Annotated in this window: 17 protein-coding genes; 1 reads left to right on the top strand and 16 read right to left on the bottom strand. The window is 46.1% G+C overall.

Translation table 11 applies throughout. The features are described 5' to 3' along the window. Positions 1 to 77 precede the first annotated feature (77 nt). The 8 genes from rplI to CSW98_RS15700 form a co-directional block, all read right to left on the bottom strand. On the bottom strand, positions 78 to 527 hold the full coding sequence (gene rplI, locus CSW98_RS15735; protein WP_100801423.1) for a 50S ribosomal protein L9: 450 nt from the start codon (positions 525 to 527) through the stop codon (positions 78 to 80). Between the two features lie 33 nt (positions 528 to 560). Further along, positions 561 to 788, bottom strand: a complete 228-nt coding sequence (gene rpsR, locus CSW98_RS15730; RefSeq protein WP_000090471.1) for a 30S ribosomal protein S18 — start codon at positions 786 to 788, stop codon at positions 561 to 563. A gap of 16 nt (positions 789 to 804) precedes the next feature. Then, a complete protein-coding gene (gene priB, locus CSW98_RS15725) occupies positions 805 to 1,107 on the bottom strand; it encodes a primosomal replication protein N (protein WP_100801422.1) in 303 nt (100 codons plus the stop codon). 8 nt (positions 1,108 to 1,115) lie between these two features. Further along, a complete protein-coding gene (gene rpsF / locus CSW98_RS15720) occupies positions 1,116 to 1,496 on the bottom strand; it encodes a 30S ribosomal protein S6 (protein ID WP_100801421.1) in 381 nt (126 codons plus the stop codon). A gap of 201 nt (positions 1,497 to 1,697) precedes the next feature. Further along, positions 1,698 to 2,435: a 23S rRNA (guanosine(2251)-2'-O)-methyltransferase RlmB gene (rlmB, locus tag CSW98_RS15715; protein ID WP_100801420.1), complete on the bottom strand. Its 738-nt coding sequence runs from the start codon at positions 2,433 to 2,435 to the stop codon at positions 1,698 to 1,700. 14 nt (positions 2,436 to 2,449) lie between these two features. Continuing rightward, on the bottom strand, positions 2,450 to 4,927 hold the full coding sequence (rnr, locus tag CSW98_RS15710; RefSeq protein WP_100801419.1) for a ribonuclease R: 2,478 nt from the start codon (positions 4,925 to 4,927) through the stop codon (positions 2,450 to 2,452). A gap of 134 nt (positions 4,928 to 5,061) precedes the next feature. After that, on the bottom strand, positions 5,062 to 5,697 hold the full coding sequence (gene motX, locus CSW98_RS15705; RefSeq protein ID WP_100801418.1) for a flagellar protein MotX: 636 nt from the start codon (positions 5,695 to 5,697) through the stop codon (positions 5,062 to 5,064). A 188-nt stretch (positions 5,698 to 5,885) separates the two neighbouring features. Beyond that, positions 5,886 to 7,187, bottom strand: coding sequence for an adenylosuccinate synthase (locus CSW98_RS15700; RefSeq protein ID WP_100801417.1), 1,302 nt, complete (start codon positions 7,185 to 7,187; stop codon positions 5,886 to 5,888). A gap of 148 nt (positions 7,188 to 7,335) precedes the next feature. On the opposite strand from CSW98_RS15700, the gene CSW98_RS15695 reads away from it, so the two are divergent. After that, complete coding sequence (locus CSW98_RS15695; RefSeq protein WP_100801416.1) at positions 7,336 to 7,521, top strand: DUF2065 domain-containing protein; 186 nt, start codon at positions 7,336 to 7,338, stop codon at positions 7,519 to 7,521. Positions 7,522 to 7,612: 91 nt separating this feature from the next. On the opposite strand, the gene hflC is transcribed toward CSW98_RS15695, so the two are convergent. The 8 genes from hflC to tsaE form a co-directional block, all read right to left on the bottom strand. Next, the gene (hflC, locus tag CSW98_RS15690; RefSeq protein ID WP_100801415.1) at positions 7,613 to 8,590 is read right to left on the bottom strand and encodes a protease modulator HflC; all 978 of its coding nucleotides are present in this window, start codon (positions 8,588 to 8,590) and stop codon (positions 7,613 to 7,615) included. 2 nt (positions 8,591 to 8,592) lie between these two features. Beyond that, a complete protein-coding gene (gene hflK / locus CSW98_RS15685; protein WP_100801414.1) occupies positions 8,593 to 9,777 on the bottom strand; it encodes an FtsH protease activity modulator HflK in 1,185 nt (394 codons plus the stop codon). A 45-nt stretch (positions 9,778 to 9,822) separates the two neighbouring features. After that, on the bottom strand, positions 9,823 to 11,112 hold the full coding sequence (hflX, locus tag CSW98_RS15680; protein ID WP_100801413.1) for a ribosome rescue GTPase HflX: 1,290 nt from the start codon (positions 11,110 to 11,112) through the stop codon (positions 9,823 to 9,825). 29 nt (positions 11,113 to 11,141) lie between these two features. Then, complete coding sequence (gene hfq / locus CSW98_RS15675) at positions 11,142 to 11,411, bottom strand: RNA chaperone Hfq (protein WP_100801412.1); 270 nt, start codon at positions 11,409 to 11,411, stop codon at positions 11,142 to 11,144. A 174-nt stretch (positions 11,412 to 11,585) separates the two neighbouring features. After that, positions 11,586 to 12,539 (bottom strand): tRNA (adenosine(37)-N6)-dimethylallyltransferase MiaA, encoded by a 954-nt coding sequence (gene miaA / locus CSW98_RS15670; protein WP_100801411.1) that lies wholly within the window; start codon positions 12,537 to 12,539, stop codon positions 11,586 to 11,588. After that, entirely contained in the window at positions 12,532 to 14,484 is a 1,953-nt protein-coding gene (mutL, locus tag CSW98_RS15665; protein ID WP_100801410.1) for a DNA mismatch repair endonuclease MutL, read from the bottom strand. The genes miaA and mutL overlap by 8 nt, the downstream gene beginning before the upstream one ends. Beyond that, positions 14,484 to 16,184, bottom strand: a complete 1,701-nt coding sequence (locus tag CSW98_RS15660) for an N-acetylmuramoyl-L-alanine amidase (protein WP_443083670.1) — start codon at positions 16,182 to 16,184, stop codon at positions 14,484 to 14,486. Before CSW98_RS15660 ends, mutL begins: the two co-directional genes overlap by 1 nt. A gap of 3 nt (positions 16,185 to 16,187) precedes the next feature. After that, positions 16,188 to 16,649 carry a tRNA (adenosine(37)-N6)-threonylcarbamoyltransferase complex ATPase subunit type 1 TsaE gene (tsaE, locus tag CSW98_RS15655; protein WP_100801485.1) on the bottom strand — a complete coding sequence of 154 codons (462 nt, stop codon included), beginning with the start codon at positions 16,647 to 16,649 and terminating at the stop codon, positions 16,188 to 16,190. Positions 16,650 to 16,782 lie beyond the last annotated feature (133 nt).

The raw sequence follows: 16,782 nt of genomic DNA, 5'->3' as shown, positions 1-16,782 counted from the left end.
TTTCTGCCCTCCCTGTATTTTTCGCATAAAAAAACACCGACACAAGGTCGGTGCTTTTATTTGGCTTTAAAACTGAATTACTCAGCAACAACCTGTAGGCTGATGTTCGCGAATACTTCAGAATGAAGCTGAACACTGATATCGAACTCACCAGTTGTACGCAGAGCACCTTCAGGAAGACGAACTTCGCTCTTAGCAACTTCAACACCAGCAGCAGTAATTGCATCAGCGATGTCACGAGTACCGATGGAGCCGAACAGTTTGCCTTCGTCACCAGCTTTAGATGCGATAACAACAGCTTCCAAAGCGTTAACTTTTTCTGCACGAGCTTGTGCAGCTGTTAGAGCTTCAGCAACTTTTGCTTCAAGTTCAGCACGGCGAGCTTCGAACATTTCAACATTAGATTTAGTAGCCATAACTGCTTTACCCTGAGGGATAAGGAAGTTACGAGCGTAACCTGATTTAACGTTAACTGTATCGCCAAGACCACCTAGGTTACCGATTTTATCAAGTAGAATAACTTGCATTGTTTAATCCTCTTTCTTAATAAAACGAACCGATTACTGATGCTTGTCAGTGTACGGCAGTAGGGCTAGGTAGCGAGCACGCTTAATAGCGCGAGCCAGCTGGCGCTGATACTTAGCGCTGGTACCAGTGATACGGCTAGGTACAATTTTACCAGCTTCAGTGATGTAATTTTTCAGAGTTGCTACATCTTTGTAGTCAATCTCTTGTACGCCTTCTGCAGTGAAACGGCAGAATTTACGACGACGGAAGAAACGAGCCATGGGCTATCTCCTGATCTTAAATTTGAGTGATGTTGTCGGCATGCAACACTAATTTTCCTACGCCATTTCGGCCAGTCTGATAAGCAACAAAACCACTTACCTTAATGTTACTACCTTGTACTAAGTCTTGAGTTAATACTTGTGACCTTTGCCCGCTGACAACTACCGGTATTCGACAGTAAACCTGTCTCGGTAAGTCTGCTTCTATCATGGTTGAACGGTGTTCCAGCCAAAACCGGCAATGCTCCGTCCCTCCCGGGCTTTTATTTCGAATCGGAGGTTTGGCTATAGTACCGCTTAACTCCATTCGATTGGTCATACAATCAATTACTCAGCAGCCGCTTCTGGCTTAGCTTCTGTACGCTCTTCGCGACGAGGAGCACGCTCTTCTTTTTGCTTAAGCATAATAGATTGCTCAGTAACAGCAGCTTTAGTACGCATGATCATGTTACGCAGAACTGCATCGTTGAAACGGAAAGCAGTTTCCAGCTCGTCGATCACAGCTTGATCAGCTTCAACGTTCATCAGAACGTAGTGAGCTTTGTGAAGCTTGTTGATTGGGTAAGCCATTTGACGACGACCCCAGTCTTCCAGACGGTGGATAGTACCGCCAGCTTCAGTGATAGAACCAGTGTAACGCTCGATCATGCCAGCAACTTGCTCGCTTTGATCAGGGTGCACCATGAATACGATTTCATAATGACGCATTTGGTTGCTCCTTACGGATTATTCAGCTTCCACAATTGGCCCGGTCATCCAGAGGAAGCAAGGAACTAATAAAAAGTGACCGAGAATTAAGGACGGGGAATTGTATAGAAAGAAGGCGATAAGGGCAAGGGGTATTTTGATGAGACCGAGAAAGGATAATTTCGTGTTCCCGCACTGTGTACGGGAACAAAGAGTATTATATTACTGTGAGCGCTGACGCACCGCTTCAAACAAGCAAATCCCGGTTGCAACCGACACATTCAGGCTTGATACGCTACCCGCCATTGGGATTTTAATCAGATCATCACAAGTTTCACGAGTCAGACGACGCATGCCATCCCCTTCAGCGCCCATCACAATAGCCAAAGAACCTGTCAGTTTACTCTGATAGATATCATGTGTTGCTTCACCGGCAGTTCCCACGAACCAGATACCCTGCTCCTGCAGTGCTCGCATAGTTCGGGCAAGATTGGTTACTCTCACCAGAGGAACGGTTTCCGCTGCGCCACACGCCACTTTACTTACTGTTGCCGTCATCGGAGCAGACTTATCTTTCGGCACAATGACTGCCGCCACACCAGCCGCATCAGCATTACGCAGACAAGCTCCAAGATTATGCGGATCCGTCACTCCATCCAAAACCAACAGTAAAGGCTGTTCATGCTGAGCCAGAATCTGATCCAGATCGTTTTCATTCAGTGCCTTCACCGGCCTGACCCGGGCAATAATACCCTGATGATTAGCACCCTTGGCTTTATCGTCCAGTGCCTTTCTTCCCATCTGCTGAATAGAGATACCGCACTGTTGCAGCTGATTCAGTACCGGTAGCAGACGATCATCCTGACGCCCTTTCAACACGAAGGCTTCAACAAATCGTGCCGGATCATTTTCCAGTACAGCTTTTACGGCATGTATACCGTAGATAAATTCATTACTCATGGTTCACTCTGAAACTATTTATTCTTTCTCTTACCCTGCGTTGCACTAGTCTTTGTTCTGGACTTTTTCTTACGCGCTTTCTCTGCTTTAGTTTTCCTTCGGGCCGGATTCTTTTTATCTGCCGTATCATCAGAATCCCCCGGACGTTTAGTCGGTTCAATCATTGGCTTAGCTTTGCCACCAGTTTTTTGGGCTTTCACTGCCATTTTCTTTTTAGATACCGCTTTTTTCTCCGCCTGTGCAGCCCGTTTTTTCGCAGTTTTTCCTTTTCCGCGTAGCTTACGACTTGTTTCTACCAATTCAAAGTCAATTTGGCGATCATTCAGATTAACCGAAAGTACTTTAACTTTTACCGCGTCTCCCAACCGGTAAATCTGGCCAGAACTTTCACCTATCAAACGAGCTCCAATTGGATCAAACTGATAATAGTCATTCGCCAGCGTGGATATATGCACCAACCCATCAATATGCAATTCTGTCAGACGAACAAAGAAACCAAACCCGGTCACATTAGCTATCACGCCTTCCATTTCTTCACCGACATGATCCTGCATATATTCACACTTCAGCCAGTCAGCAACTTCTCGGGTTGCATCATCAGCCCGACGTTCCGTCATGGAGCACTGCTCACCATAAAAATCCATATCATCAAAGGAATAGTGATAACCTCCGGTTGGTGTCCAGCGATCCTTATTTCTGCCTTCGTGCTTGGCAATCAGATATTTAATTGCCCGGTGCAGCAATAAATCCGGATACCGGCGGATCGGTGAAGTAAAATGAGCATAACGCTTCAGTGCCAGACCAAAATGCCCTGCATTATCGGCATTGTACACAGCCTGCTTCATGGAACGAAGTAGCATGGTCTGAATCAATTCGTGATCCGGTCGGTTGGCAATTGCCCGGATCAGTTTGGCATAGTCTGTCGGTGATGGTTCAAGTCCCCCGGAAAGATCCAACCCCAACTCACTCAGAAAATCCCGGAACCCGGTCAGGCGTTCTTCACCTGGAGTCTCATGAATACGGTACAGAGCTGGTTCCTTCAGTTTCTCTACCAGAGAAGCAGAAGCGATATTTGCCAGAATCATGCACTCTTCAATAATCTTATGCGCATCATTACGTATTACCGGTTCAATTCGGTCAATCTTACGCTCAGCATTAAAGATAAATTTGGTTTCTACTGTTTCGAATTCAATAGCCCCTCGGTTATCCCGTGCATGTTTCAGTACCTTATACATGCTGTGTAACTCTTCCAGATGCGGGACTAAATCCACATATCTTTCCCTGAGTTCAGTGTCCCCTTCCAAGATAGCACTGACTTTATTGTAGGTCAGACGGGCATGAGAATTCATTACTGCTTCGTAGTGTTTATAGCCTGACAGTTTTCCGGATTCCGAAACCGTCATTTCACATACCATGCATAGTCTGTCAACCTGAGGATTCAATGAGCAGAGCCCGTTAGAGAGCACCTCAGGCAACATTGGAACTACCTGAGAAGGAAAATATACGGAATTTCCACGATTGATGGCTTCCTTGTCCAAAGCGGTATCCTGACGAACATAATAACTGACGTCAGCAATCGCTACCCATAAACGCCAGCCTCCACTTGGCTTGGATTCACAGTATACGGCATCATCAAAATCACGCGCATCTTCACCATCAATTGTCACCAATGGCAGTGTCCGCAAATCAACCCGCCCCTGCTTCGCCTCTTCCGGTACTTCTTCACCCAGTCCGGCAATCTGCTTTTCTACCTCATGCGGCCATTCATGAGGGATATCATGAGTACGGATAGCGATCTGAGTCTCCATTCCGGGAGCCAGATTTTCACCCAGAACTTCCACTATTTTCCCTGCCATCCCCCGGGATCGTGCTCCGCGATCGGTAATGTCTATCACCACGACATTCCCCATTCGGGCACCCATTCGGGCATCATTGGGGATTAATATATCCTGTGTGATACGGGAATCATCCGGCACCACGTAAGCATAACCGTGTTCCAGAAACAGACGCCCGACGATTTGTGATTTCCGCTCTTCCAGAACCCGGACTAGACGCCCTTCCTTGCGTCCTCGTTTATCCTGTCCCACAGGCTGAACCAGAACATAATCACCATGAATGATTGTCCGCATCTGATGATGAGGCAGCAGAAGATCATTATCTTTATTCAGACTGCCTTCCGGCCTTACCCAGCCATGCCCGTCTTTATGACCGATAACATAACCTTTAACCATCTCCAGCTTATCTGGAAGTGCATAACACTGGCGACGGGTAAAGACTAACTGACCATCTCTCTCCATCGCTCTAAGGCGGCGACGAAGGCCTTCATACTGTTCCTCACCTGATAGTTCCAGTGCTTCGAACAGATCATTTCGATTCATCGGCACATTGGCCTGGGTCAGAAAATCAAGAATAAATTCTCGACTGGGGATAGGATTATCGTACTTTTCGGATTCGCGCTCGGCAAAAGGATCCGGACTCGTCGGTTCAGACATAAGTAAACCTGCTTAAAGAAGGGTGAATAATGTAAGTATATAGAACTCCATCTAAAATAAGTAATTAAAAATACCAACGCCCCACATATGTGAGGCGTTCAGGTATGGTTTATATGCAGCAGGCATGTACAAGCTTACCAGAACACATCTCTCCGCTTAGCTCTGGCAATAATATTCTGTGGCATTCTCTGTTCCAGACCATGGCGCAGGACACTAATTCGTTTATGTTTTCTCTGATCTGCGGTAACCGAGTTATACAGCCAGCGGTAAGCATCTTCATAATCCAGAGGGCTGCCATAATCACGTAAAAGCAGTTCAGCCAAATGAATTCGGGCATTCAGATTACCCATTGCTGCCGCTTCCCGCAGGTAAGGAATTGCACGTTCTTTATCCTGCTGAACCAAAGTTCCACGCGAATAGTAACGTCCGAGCTGCTCCAGTGCCGAGGGTAAACCCTGATGAGCTGCATTTTCCATATAGTAGAGACCCAGTTCGACATCCTGATCAACACAGACTCCCCATGCAAGCATATCACCATAGAGGAATTCATAAGCAGGTAAGCTAATACGCGTTGCACGGGCAACGATATCTTCCACCAGTTGACAGTTATCGGCTTTTACTCTTTCCAGATGCTTATTGTTATCTATCAGATTAATCAGCTCAGCTTCGGTGTATATAGGTACCGGTTCACCAACCTCGGGTAACTCAGCACGAGTAAATGGTGAATGCAGTAACAATATCATCGAAGCGGCTACAGCTTTCAGCTTCATACCCGCTCTCTTTTTTCATACCGTGCTTTTGTATCGGCAATTTTTGTCTCTACTTTAGCCAAAAAATAACCGGTGTGAGGCAATATTTTGCCATATTGATCCCAAAAGATCTTTCAGGATCATTTCTTCCGGGCGAAAAAAAACCGGCATCAAGGCCGGTTTTTTGGGATTCTAATCAGATAAAAGCACTACGCTTTGCTAAACGGGTGTACTTTAATGATAGTTTCATTTCGATCAGGACCTGTAGAGATGATATCAACCGGAACCCCGGTCAGCTCTTCGATACGCTTGATATAGTTAAGAGCGGCCAGAGGAAGATCATCCAGAGATTTAGCACCAAAGGTATTTTCAGACCAGCCAGGCATCGTTTCATAAATCGGCGTCACGTGGTCATACGCATCTGCAGCCATTGGAGAGACTTCCAGTATAGAGCCATCTGTCATCTTATATCCGGTACAGATTTTCAACTCTTCCAGACCATCTAGGACATCCAGTTTTGTCAGGCAGAACCCAGTCACAGAGTTGATCTGAATCGCACGACGCATTGCTACGGCATCAAACCAGCCACAACGACGCTTACGTCCGGTTGTTGCACCAAATTCCTGACCTTTAGTGCCCAAATGATTACCAATTTCATCATCCAGTTCTGTAGGAAAAGGACCGGCCCCAACACGGGTACAGTATGCTTTAGCAATCCCCAGAATATAACCAAGATAGCGAGGACCAAAGCCGGAACCTGCAGCTACACCACCAGCAGTCGTATTAGAAGAAGTAACATATGGATAAGTGCCATGGTCAATATCCAGAAGTGTACCCTGCGCACCTTCGAACATGATCTTATCACCACGTTTACGTGCCGCATCCAGTTCATCCGTTACGTCCATCACCATAGAGGTCAGAAGATCTGCATACCCCATAGCTTGCTCCAGAACGTCTTCGTAACTAACGGGTTCTGCTTTATAGAAGTGCACCAGCTGGAAGTTGTGAAAATCCATCACTTCTTTCAGTTTTTCAGCGAAAGCTTCTTTATCAAACAGATCACCGACACGCAGACCACGACGGGCAACTTTATCTTCATATGCAGGGCCAATACCACGACCAGTGGTACCAATGGCTTTTTTACCGCGAGCCAGTTCACGCGCCTGATCCAGAGCGATATGGTATGGCAGAATCAAAGGACATGCTTCAGAAATAAAGAGGCGCTCACGTACAGGAATACCACGCTCTTCAAGCGGCTTCATTTCGTTGATAAGTGCATCCGGTGACAGAACGACACCATTACCAATAACACATTTGACGTTATCACGGAGAATACCTGATGGAATCAAGTGAAGAACGGTTTTTTCACCGTCAATGACTAAAGTATGACCTGCATTGTGACCACCCTGATAGCGAACCACATATTTTGCATCTTCCGTTAAAAGGTCAACAATTTTCCCTTTACCTTCGTCACCCCACTGGGTGCCTAGAACGACTACGTTATTTCCCATCTTTCCAAGTCTGATTGCTAGTTAAAAATGGATTCTAGCACCTTAACCATCATCTTGCAGTCATTTTTTGAGCATACGATATCCTATTTGCCTATCCTCATAAATAATCAGACAATATTGCTCTGTTCTTAGTCTTGTGGAATGAAATATGACAGATTCTGTCTGGCTTGCACTCGGTCTGCTCCTGATTGTCGAAGGAATTGGCCCTCTTATTGCTCCCGATGGCTGGAGAAAAATGATCTCGCAACTGAGCAGACAGCCCAATAATGATATTAGACGAATTGGTGGCTGTCTCGTCGTTGCCGGGCTTGTTATTGCCTATATGGTATCCTGACTGTGTCCCGTCCAGAGTCAACCGTATTAGCCCAATAAAAAAGGCTCCGTAACAGGAGCCTTTATATATAAGCAAAAAATACCGTTTTCGGTTACTTAGTCCGTTTGCCTTTAGCGTCCTTCATGTATTTAAAGAAATCGCTGTTCGGATCAAGAACCAGGATATCACTCTTACTGCTGAATGATTTTTCATACGCTCTCAGCGAACGCAGGAAACTGAAAAACTCAGGATCCTTGTTATAAGCTTCAGAGTAGATTGCTGCTGCTTCTGCATCAGCTTCCCCTCGGGTAACCCGAGCTGTCTTATCCGCTTCCGCCAGTACTGTTGCCACTTCCAGTTCAGCCTGAGCACGAATAATCTCTGCTTTTTCTCGTCCCTGAGAACGGTGTTTACGCGCAACAGTTTCTCGTTCCGCTCGCATGCGCTTATAAATGGATTCACTGATTTCATCCGGCAAGTTGATCTGTTTCATCCGAAAATCAACAACTCGCACCCCAAGGTCTTTCATAGCACTGATTCGGGTATCTGCCAGAACATTTTCCATGATCTTGTCACGTTCACCGTCAATTTCCAGCGCCTTTCTGACCGCTTCGGTTTCAGGGACATCACTACCAATCGTAACCTGTACCTCATTGTTACGTGGACCAGAGACTATTTGCTTGATTTCACGAGAACCGATTTCTGAACGAAGCACATCCGTTACTTTACGCTCCAGAAGTAATTGTGCTCTACCAACATCACCACCATCGGTAGCGACATAGTACTTACCAAAATCTTCAATACGCCATTTGACATAAGAGTCAATAATAACGTCTTTCTTCTCGGATGTAACAAAACGGTCTGCGCGACCATCCATTGTCTGAATACGAGCATCCAGAGTTTTTACACGGTCAAACATTGGGAACTTGACGTGCACGCCTGGCTCATAAACTTTGGAGATACCACTATCATCTTTTAGTACCCGTCCAAAGCGGATAACAAAACCACGCTCACCTTCAGGGATCACAAAAACGGACATCAGTGCGATAACCAGCGCGACCACCACGACAGGGATCAGTAACTTACGCATTATTAATATCTCCCTTGACGAGTGTTAGTGGTACGAGATGAAGAACTGGTCTGAGAGTTTGTCCCCTGAGAATCCAGCTCAATCTGATCATAAGCCGCTGTAGATTTTGCCTCACGTTTACTCGGAACATCCCCCGCAGCCTGCCCTGCCAGCTTATCAATTGGCAAATAAAGCAGATTGCCGCTGGATTCAGAATCAATCAATACCTTAGAAGAACGGGAATAAACCGCCTCCATAGTATCCAGATACAAACGATTACGGGTAACTTCAGGCGCGGCCTGATACTCCGGAAGCAATTTCTCAAATTGTGCAACCTGCCCCTGAGCTTCATTTACCGTACGTTCACTATACCCTTGAGCTTCTTTCTTCAGACGTTCAGCACGACCCGTTGCTTTAGGAAGGATTTCATTTTTATAAGCTTCCGCTTCACGGATATAACGCTCTTCATCCTCACGAGCTGCAATAGCATCATCAAATGCATCTTTTACCTGCTCTGGTGGACGAGCCGACTGGAAAGTCACATCGACAACTACCAGCCCCATATCATAGTTATCAATGATATTATTCAGTTCCACCTGAGTACTCTGACGAATAATCTGACGACCACTGGTCAGGATATTATCCATCAGCGAGTCACCAATAACGGCGCGTAAGGCCGAATCGGTTGCCTGACGTAAGCTATCATCTGCATTGGTCACACGGAACAGATACTTGTACGGGTCAGCCACACGGTACTGAACCACCATCTCGACGGTAACCACATTTTCATCTTTAGTCAGCATCAGGCCACTGGCCTTAAGCTGCTGGATACGTTGTACGTTAACCGTTGTTACTTCATCGATAAAACGAGGTCGCCAGTTCAGGCCAGGATCTACGGTATGGTGATATTTACCTAAACGAAGTACCACACCTTTCTCCGCTTCTCCAATGGTATAAAAACCGGAGAAGACCCAAATGGCCGCCAAGACAACAACAATCAATCCCAGCCCTATAGTACTGCCCGTACCAAACGAAGGTGTACCACCTTTTTTACCAAATCTTCCCCCCAGCTTTTGACTCAGTTTGCTGAATACTTCGTCTAAGTCTGGCGGACCTTGATCTCGGCCACCGCGATTATTGTTATTCCCCCAAGGGTCATTATCGCGACCATTATTGCCGTTATTATTACCAGGCTCATTCCACGCCATTAGAAAGCTCCATCATTAGATATGACGTTATACTGTAGCAGCCCTTCAGTGAACGATAAAGTCACCCAGAACTGCCCCTTCTCTTTTCTCAAGTCTAGACCAATCGACTTGTTGCATTCGGATATCGATCAATAAGTTACCATCTTGATCATATTCTTCAAACTGAATACACCTCATTTCAAAGAATAAACTGCGCAAACGCCCCTGATACTGAGGCGGGATTCTGAGACGGTAATGAACTATCTGACTGGCCAGACGCTCCGTCAATGCCTGAAACAGAAGATCAATACCAATCCCTTCCATTGCCGATACCCATACCGTTCGGGGAACCCCTTCATCGTCCCGTTCGATACGTGGTCTTTGTCCTTCAAGATTATCAATCTTATTCATAATCAGCAAAGAAGGCACTTCATTTGCTTCAATCTCTTCCAGTACAATATCAACCGCCTCTATATTTTCACGAAAACGGTCGTCACTGGCATCTACAACATGTAACAGAATATCGGCTTCTTGTGTTTCCTGTAAGGTTGCTTTAAATGCAGCAACCAGATCATGAGGCAGATGACGAATAAACCCTACCGTATCAGCAAGAATAGCAGAGCCAACATCATCCAGCTCAATCTTACGTAATGTCGGGTCGAGAGTGGCAAATAACTGATCAGCGGCGTAAACCCCCGCTTCGGTAATACGGTTAAACAGTGTGGACTTACCGGCGTTAGTATAGCCAACCAGAGAAATGGTTGGTATTTCTGCCCGGTTTCTTGCCCGTCTACCCTGTTCACGTTGTTTGGCAACTTTTTCCAGACGGCGCAAAATCGCCTTAATTCTGTCACGCAACAAACGTCGGTCCGTCTCAAGCTGGGTTTCCCCCGGCCCACGCAGACCAATACCACCTTTTTGTCTTTCAAGGTGAGTCCAACCCCGAATCAGACGCGTAGAAAGATGACGAAGCTGTGCCAGTTCAACCTGTAATTTACCTTCATGGGTACGCGCACGCTGAGCAAAAATATCCAGGATCAAACCGGTACGGTCCACAACCCGACATTCACAAAGCTTCTCTAGATTTCTTTCCTGGGCGGGAGAGAGGGCGTGATTGAAGATCACTATTTCAGCACCAGCAGACTGCACAGCCAGTGCAATCTCTTCGGCTTTGCCTTCTCCGACGTAGTATTTAGGGTGCGGAGCCTGTCTGCTGCCAGTGATAACCTGCAGCGTATTGACTCCGGCAGAAGAGACCAGCATCTCAAATTCGCTTAGATCTTCCCACTCACCCTCTTGCGTAAAGTTGATATGAACAAGAATAGCCTGTTCACCGGCTTCATAACGGTCAAACAAGCAATCAACTCCTCATCATTTGAATCGTATTATTGATCTTCAGATTTCTCTTGTGAACGCTCTTGCTGAGGGCGCTCAGTCACACTGTGATGTGATACTGCACGAGCTGGAACCACAGTAGAAATCGCATGTTTATATACCATTTGGTTAACAGTATTTTTCAACAGAATCACGAATTGATCAAAAGATTCGATCTGTCCCTGCAATTTAATGCCATTGACCAGATAAATTGATACGGGCACACGTTCACGGCGAAGTGCGTTCAGAAATGGGTCTTGTAGAGATTGCCCCTTAGCCATTTTATTTTCCTTATATAGTTTGTAGTTGTAGTAATTTAGCTATCGGTACACTGCTGCAAGTTAGGTCCTGCTTTTGCATCTGAGCTAAATAAATCAAAAAAGTATCGTCTGCTCCTCAAAGAAGAATACTTTCGACACCATCACGCAAAAACGATCACATTATACACAGCAATATCAGTCTGATGCCATCTCATTTAGTTCTGAATCCAGAACTTCAGACACCTTTGCTACCGCCTGTTCAATGTTTTCGCTATCTAACCAAGTTAAATTATCCCAGCTGCGTAACCAGGTAATCTGCCGCTTGGCCAATTGACGGGTTGCACAGATACCGCGAAAAATCGCTTCATCCAGAGTGCAATTCCCATCCAGATAATCCCACATCTGCCGATATCCCACACAACGGATAGAAGGTAAATCGCGATGCAGATCCTTTCGAGCATAGAGGGATTTCACTTCATCTTCAAATCCGGATTCGATCATTTTTTCAAATCTGAACTCAATTCTGCGGTGAAGTTCAGCCCGGTCTCCGGGCGCTATGGCAAATTGTCTGACCCTGTACGGAAGAGGCTCTCCCTGTTGCCGAGTCAGTTCAGTTAACGTTTTACCCGAAATTCGGTAAACTTCCAATGCCCTTGAAAGCCTTTGTGGGTCGTTCGGGTGTATTCTTTCCGCCGATACGGGATCAAGATCTCGTAACTGCTGATGTAATACTTCCCATCCGAAATGTTTTGCTTCCTCTTCTATCTGTCTGCGAACATTTGGATCAGCCGAAGGAAGTGGTGATAATCCTTCTAATAGAGCCTTGTAATACAACATAGTTCCGCCAACAAGCAACGGAATTTTACCCTCAGCAACAATAGCACTCATTTCAGCCAGGGCATCCCTTCGGAAATCCGCTGCTGAATAGATCTCTTTCGGATCCAGAATATCGATCAGCCGGTGCGGAGCACTACACTGCTCTTCTTTATCCGGCTTAGCCGTACCGATATCCATCCCCCGATAGATCAACGCAGAATCCACACTGATAATTTCCAGCGGATATTTTTTCCGAAGACGAATCGCCAAGTCCGTTTTACCCGATGCGGTTGGCCCCATTAAAAACAGAGCAAGTGGTGATGGTTTATTCATGGTTCAAATTCGCTATCGTGGCTGAAAAATCCGCAATCCGGATAAAAGTACGGTCAGTCAGTGGTAACTGTCCCTGCCAAAGCTGCTCCAGCTCGGAAATAAGCTGAATTGCTTCAGATAAAGTGTAGCTGCTTTTTTCTTGCATTAGCTCAGTAGCCAGCCATTGCGTCAGATGTTGAGGTTTTGTCTGCTGCTCTGCGTAAAAAGCCAGGTAAGATAACAGATTAGGAACCATTTGTTGTAAATTTTGTTGCCGTAGCGGTTGCGGCACCGCCATCACCATCACGCTATCTGTCCCTTTTTTCTTCAATTGAATAGCGAACCGGCTCAATAATGCTTCATTATATTGCAGTGCGTCCAACTGTGCTTTCTCCACTTTAAGGGATAATGGTACCAACAAAGGCTGAGCAGTTAGCCCATGCTCTTCAATCCTAAGCTGTCCGGCCAGTCTGTACCATTCAGCTCTGAACAGAGAAACCAGAACCGGCCCGGAATCCGAAAGCATCAGCAGATAGCGGCTGTCAACCACAGCCACAGCTTTACCCAGCTCTCGGATCGATGCGCTCTCGTTGTGAATATAGCTAACAGCCTGTTCTGCTGCCCGGTCAGGCTTATCGCTTACAGATATCGTCGGATGCTGTGGCTGATGTCCAGCCGGCGTGCGTAATAATTCCTGATAAGCTTTCACTTCGCGAGAAGAAGGGGTTGATGTTGACTTATTTTCTTTATATCCAGTGCGGGAGGGAGTTCGATGATCCGGCGCCCAATTTCCACCACTTTTACGCGGATAATCCGGTGTTCTGGAGGCCGATTCCATTACCCTTCGAGGTACAGAATACTCGATAGAGACACCTTCCGATAATAACGGATAAGCTGCAATTTCTCCCGTCTCTGAATAAGATTCTCTATGACGGGCTGATTCCGCCATAACCGGTTCATCAATATAAGCACTCTGAGCCAATGCTCCAGCCAGAGCCTGATAAATAAAATCGTGCACCAGACGGGCCTGATGAAAACGGACTTCATGTTTAGCCGGATGTACATTAACATCGACCTGATGCGGATCGATCTCAATAAACAGAACATAAGTAGCAAACTGTTCCGGCCTCAGGCTGCTTTCATAACTCTGACGAATGGCATGATTGATCAACTTATCTCGCATCATACGTCCGTTAACATAGCAGTATTGCAAATCGCTCTGCTGACGGGCTCCTTCCGGCGTAGTGATCCAGCCACTCAGTTTAAGTCCATTATGTTCCAGCTCGATCCGAAGCATATTACGTACAAAAGCACCACCACAGACAGCTGCCAGTCTTTTTTCCATCTGAGCCTGCGTCTTTGCAGCCCGGTACTGACGCACTATCTTGCCGTTATGAGTCATATTAATGGTCACATCAAGCCGACTGAGAGCAATACGTTTTATCAATTCATCAATATGAGTAAATTCTGTTTTTTCAGTACGTAAAAATTTTCTTCTGGCTGGCGTATTAAAGAACAGATCAAGAACTTCAACAGAAGTACCGACAGGATGAGCTGCAGGTTGAATCTTTACAGCCATATCCCGGCCTTCAGAATAAGCCGACCACGCCTGTTCCTGAGCAACGGGTCTGGAAGTCAGGGTCAGCCGGGAGACCGAACTGATACTGGCCAGAGCTTCTCCACGAAAGCCTAGGCTAATGATGGCTTCCAGATCATCCAGAGAATGAATCTTGGACGTTGCATGACGGCTAAGTGCCAGTGCCAGTTCATCTTTTTCTATACCACTTCCGTTATCCCGGATCCGGATCAGCTTGCAGCCCCCTTTCTCGATATCAATATCAATACGGGAGGCTCCGGAATCCAGACTGTTTTCCACCAGCTCTTTGACAACAGATGCCGGTCTTTCTACAACCTCACCGGCTGCGATCTGGTTTGCCAGCCGTGCCGGCAGTATTTTTATAGCCATTATTTATTTGGGATAATTAGTGTCTGCCCAATTGCCAACTGGTCAGAACGAAGTTTATTTACCTTCCGGATACTCGCAATAGAGACCCCATACTGGTTTGCTATTTTGGTCAGAAATTCCCCCCGTTTGACGATATGTTTTCGAATAGGCTGATCCTGAAGTTTTACAGTGATCTTCAATTTCTGTCCTACCCGAAGAGTATCTGACCGCAAATGATTCTGCTGCTGGATGCTAGCAACGGAAACTTTGTATTTATCGGCAATCCTACCCAGATATTCTCCACGTTGAACTTTATGTGTAATAACGGTGGTCTCTACCGGATTGATCACCTTCTTCATGACAATAGGAAGCCCACCCGGGACAACCAGTACTTGACCCACAGAAAGTGACGTACTTTTCAGATTATTCGCTTTAACCAGAGTCTGGACAGTAACACTGTATCTCTGCGCAATCACAGAAAGAGATTCACCACTGAGAACCTTATGCTTTCTGGCAGACTTGCGCTGAGCAAACAAAGTACCTTCTGGCGGATTCTCTTCAAAATACTGCACTATTGCTTTAGAGAGTGCCTGAGCCAGCTTATCCTGATGAGAACGCTGAATAAGCAGACGCTCTTCCGTCGGATTGGAAATAAAACCGGTTTCCACCAGCACAGAAGGTATATCGGGAGATTTCAGTACTGCCAAGCTAGCATGTTCCGGCTCTTTTTTATGCAACCGGGTAACTCTCCCCATCTCCCGTAAAATATTCTGTGCAACCTTAAAACCTTCCTTCTGGGAATGACTGAACTGGAGATCCAGCAATGTCTGGCTGACATTTTTATCATCATTATTTTTTGCCAGAACCTCTCCTGCACCACCCAACAATTCAGACTGTTCTTCATGTTTTTCAACCCAGCGGGCTATCTCTGAGTTTGCCCTGCGAGTATTCAGAACAAAGACTGAAGCGCCACGCGGCTGAGGTGAACGAAAGCTGTCAGCATGGATCGAAACTAACATATGTGCCTTATTTTTCCGGGCAATAGCTGAACGTTTATTCAGATTCACATAATAATCACCCGTACGGGTCATAACAGCCTTAATCCCCGGAACCTGATTCAGCTGAGCTGTAATCTTACGCGAGACAGCCAAAGTAATCGTTTTTTCATAATTCCGCTTAGGTCCGATAGAGCCAGGATCTTCACCTCCATGCCCGGCATCAATCGCTATCACAATGTCAGCGCTGCCCGCTAACTGGGAAGCATCTCGACTGACAGCGACTGTTGTGCTGTCAGAGGAGTCAGCAGAAGAAGGCGAATGGGGTAAATCGACAACCAGACGGTGCCCATATTGCCCGCCCGGAGTGGGTTTCAGCTTAAAAATATTCGGTGCAATCTTGGTCTTCAGTTCAAAAACCAGCCTGTAAGTATCTTGTTCAGGTGGTGAGCTATTACGGATCTTAGTCAAGACCTTGCTATCTGAAACGGTAACTGGCAACTTGGTCTTTAAAGCCGTATGCTTCAGATCCACCACGATTCTGTCCGGACTACTCAGTGTGAAATAACTGAACTCCACTTCATTTTTAAGATCAATAACAACCCGGGTTTCATCCGGTGACGGCCAGACACGCAGACCTTCCAATGTGTTAGCCGACACCGGAGAAGAAAACCAGCACAACAGACTGATAATGAGCAGACTCAGCGTCTGAATTGGCTTAAGAATCAATTACAACTCCAACTGTTCAAGCAAAGAGCATCCATACGGACTATTGGCTGTAAGTTGCGCTATTCTCTGCTCCCCCAGATAACGCATATCAATATCCAAATCCGCTTCCGGCAGCAAACCGACTCCCTTTTCCGGCCACTCCACCAAACAAATCGCATCCGGTGAAAAATAATCCCGGATTCCCATAAACTCTAACTCCTCCGGATCGGCCAGACGATACAGATCAAAATGATATACCTGCCAATCTGCCAGTTTATAGGGTTCAACCAAAGTATATGTCGGGCTTTTAACATTTCCCTGATGACCCAAAGCTCGCACAAAACCACGACTGAACGTGGTTTTTCCAGCGCCCAGGTCACCGTGCAGATAAATCGTGGTTTGCTGAGAACACAAATATGCCAGCTTTGCACCCATATCTACCGTAGCTTGTTCATTTTTTAGGGTGAATTCTTTTGTACTCATAAAGCCCATGTTTTACATACCGACCATCAAATATCCCCGGATCAGCTGACTCCTGTCACCAGACACGATCCGGATATCAATCAAAACTAAAAGAGTTCAAATAGTAAACCGGGTTGGTTTTGAGAGACAAGGC

Source organism: Vibrio sp. HA2012 (assembly GCF_002812955.1).
Taxonomy (GTDB): domain Bacteria; phylum Pseudomonadota; class Gammaproteobacteria; order Enterobacterales; family Vibrionaceae; genus Vibrio.
This window is presented reverse-complemented; position numbering and strand designations above follow the sequence as displayed.

Coding starts and splice junctions, on each gene's coding strand:
- motX (WP_100801418.1), bottom strand. CDS start 5,697: ATGAAGCTGAAAGCTGTAGCCGCTTCGATGATATTGTTACTGCATTCA.
- priB (WP_100801422.1), bottom strand. CDS start 1,107: ATGACCAATCGAATGGAGTTAAGCGGTACTATAGCCAAACCTCCGATT.
- hflC (WP_100801415.1), bottom strand. CDS start 8,590: ATGCGTAAGTTACTGATCCCTGTCGTGGTGGTCGCGCTGGTTATCGCA.
- miaA (WP_100801411.1), bottom strand. CDS start 12,539: ATGAATAAACCATCACCACTTGCTCTGTTTTTAATGGGGCCAACCGCA.
- CSW98_RS15700 (WP_100801417.1), bottom strand. CDS start 7,187: ATGGGAAATAACGTAGTCGTTCTAGGCACCCAGTGGGGTGACGAAGGT.
- rnr (WP_100801419.1), bottom strand. CDS start 4,927: ATGTCTGAACCGACGAGTCCGGATCCTTTTGCCGAGCGCGAATCCGAA.
- hflK (WP_100801414.1), bottom strand. CDS start 9,777: ATGGCGTGGAATGAGCCTGGTAATAATAACGGCAATAATGGTCGCGAT.
- mutL (WP_100801410.1), bottom strand. CDS start 14,484: ATGGCTATAAAAATACTGCCGGCACGGCTGGCAAACCAGATCGCAGCC.
- rpsR (WP_000090471.1), bottom strand. CDS start 788: ATGGCTCGTTTCTTCCGTCGTCGTAAATTCTGCCGTTTCACTGCAGAA.
- rlmB (WP_100801420.1), bottom strand. CDS start 2,435: ATGAGTAATGAATTTATCTACGGTATACATGCCGTAAAAGCTGTACTG.
- CSW98_RS15695 (WP_100801416.1), top strand. CDS start 7,336: ATGACAGATTCTGTCTGGCTTGCACTCGGTCTGCTCCTGATTGTCGAA.
- hfq (WP_100801412.1), bottom strand. CDS start 11,411: ATGGCTAAGGGGCAATCTCTACAAGACCCATTTCTGAACGCACTTCGC.
- rpsF (WP_100801421.1), bottom strand. CDS start 1,496: ATGCGTCATTATGAAATCGTATTCATGGTGCACCCTGATCAAAGCGAG.
- tsaE (WP_100801485.1), bottom strand. CDS start 16,649: ATGAGTACAAAAGAATTCACCCTAAAAAATGAACAAGCTACGGTAGAT.
- rplI (WP_100801423.1), bottom strand. CDS start 527: ATGCAAGTTATTCTACTTGATAAAATCGGTAACCTAGGTGGTCTTGGC.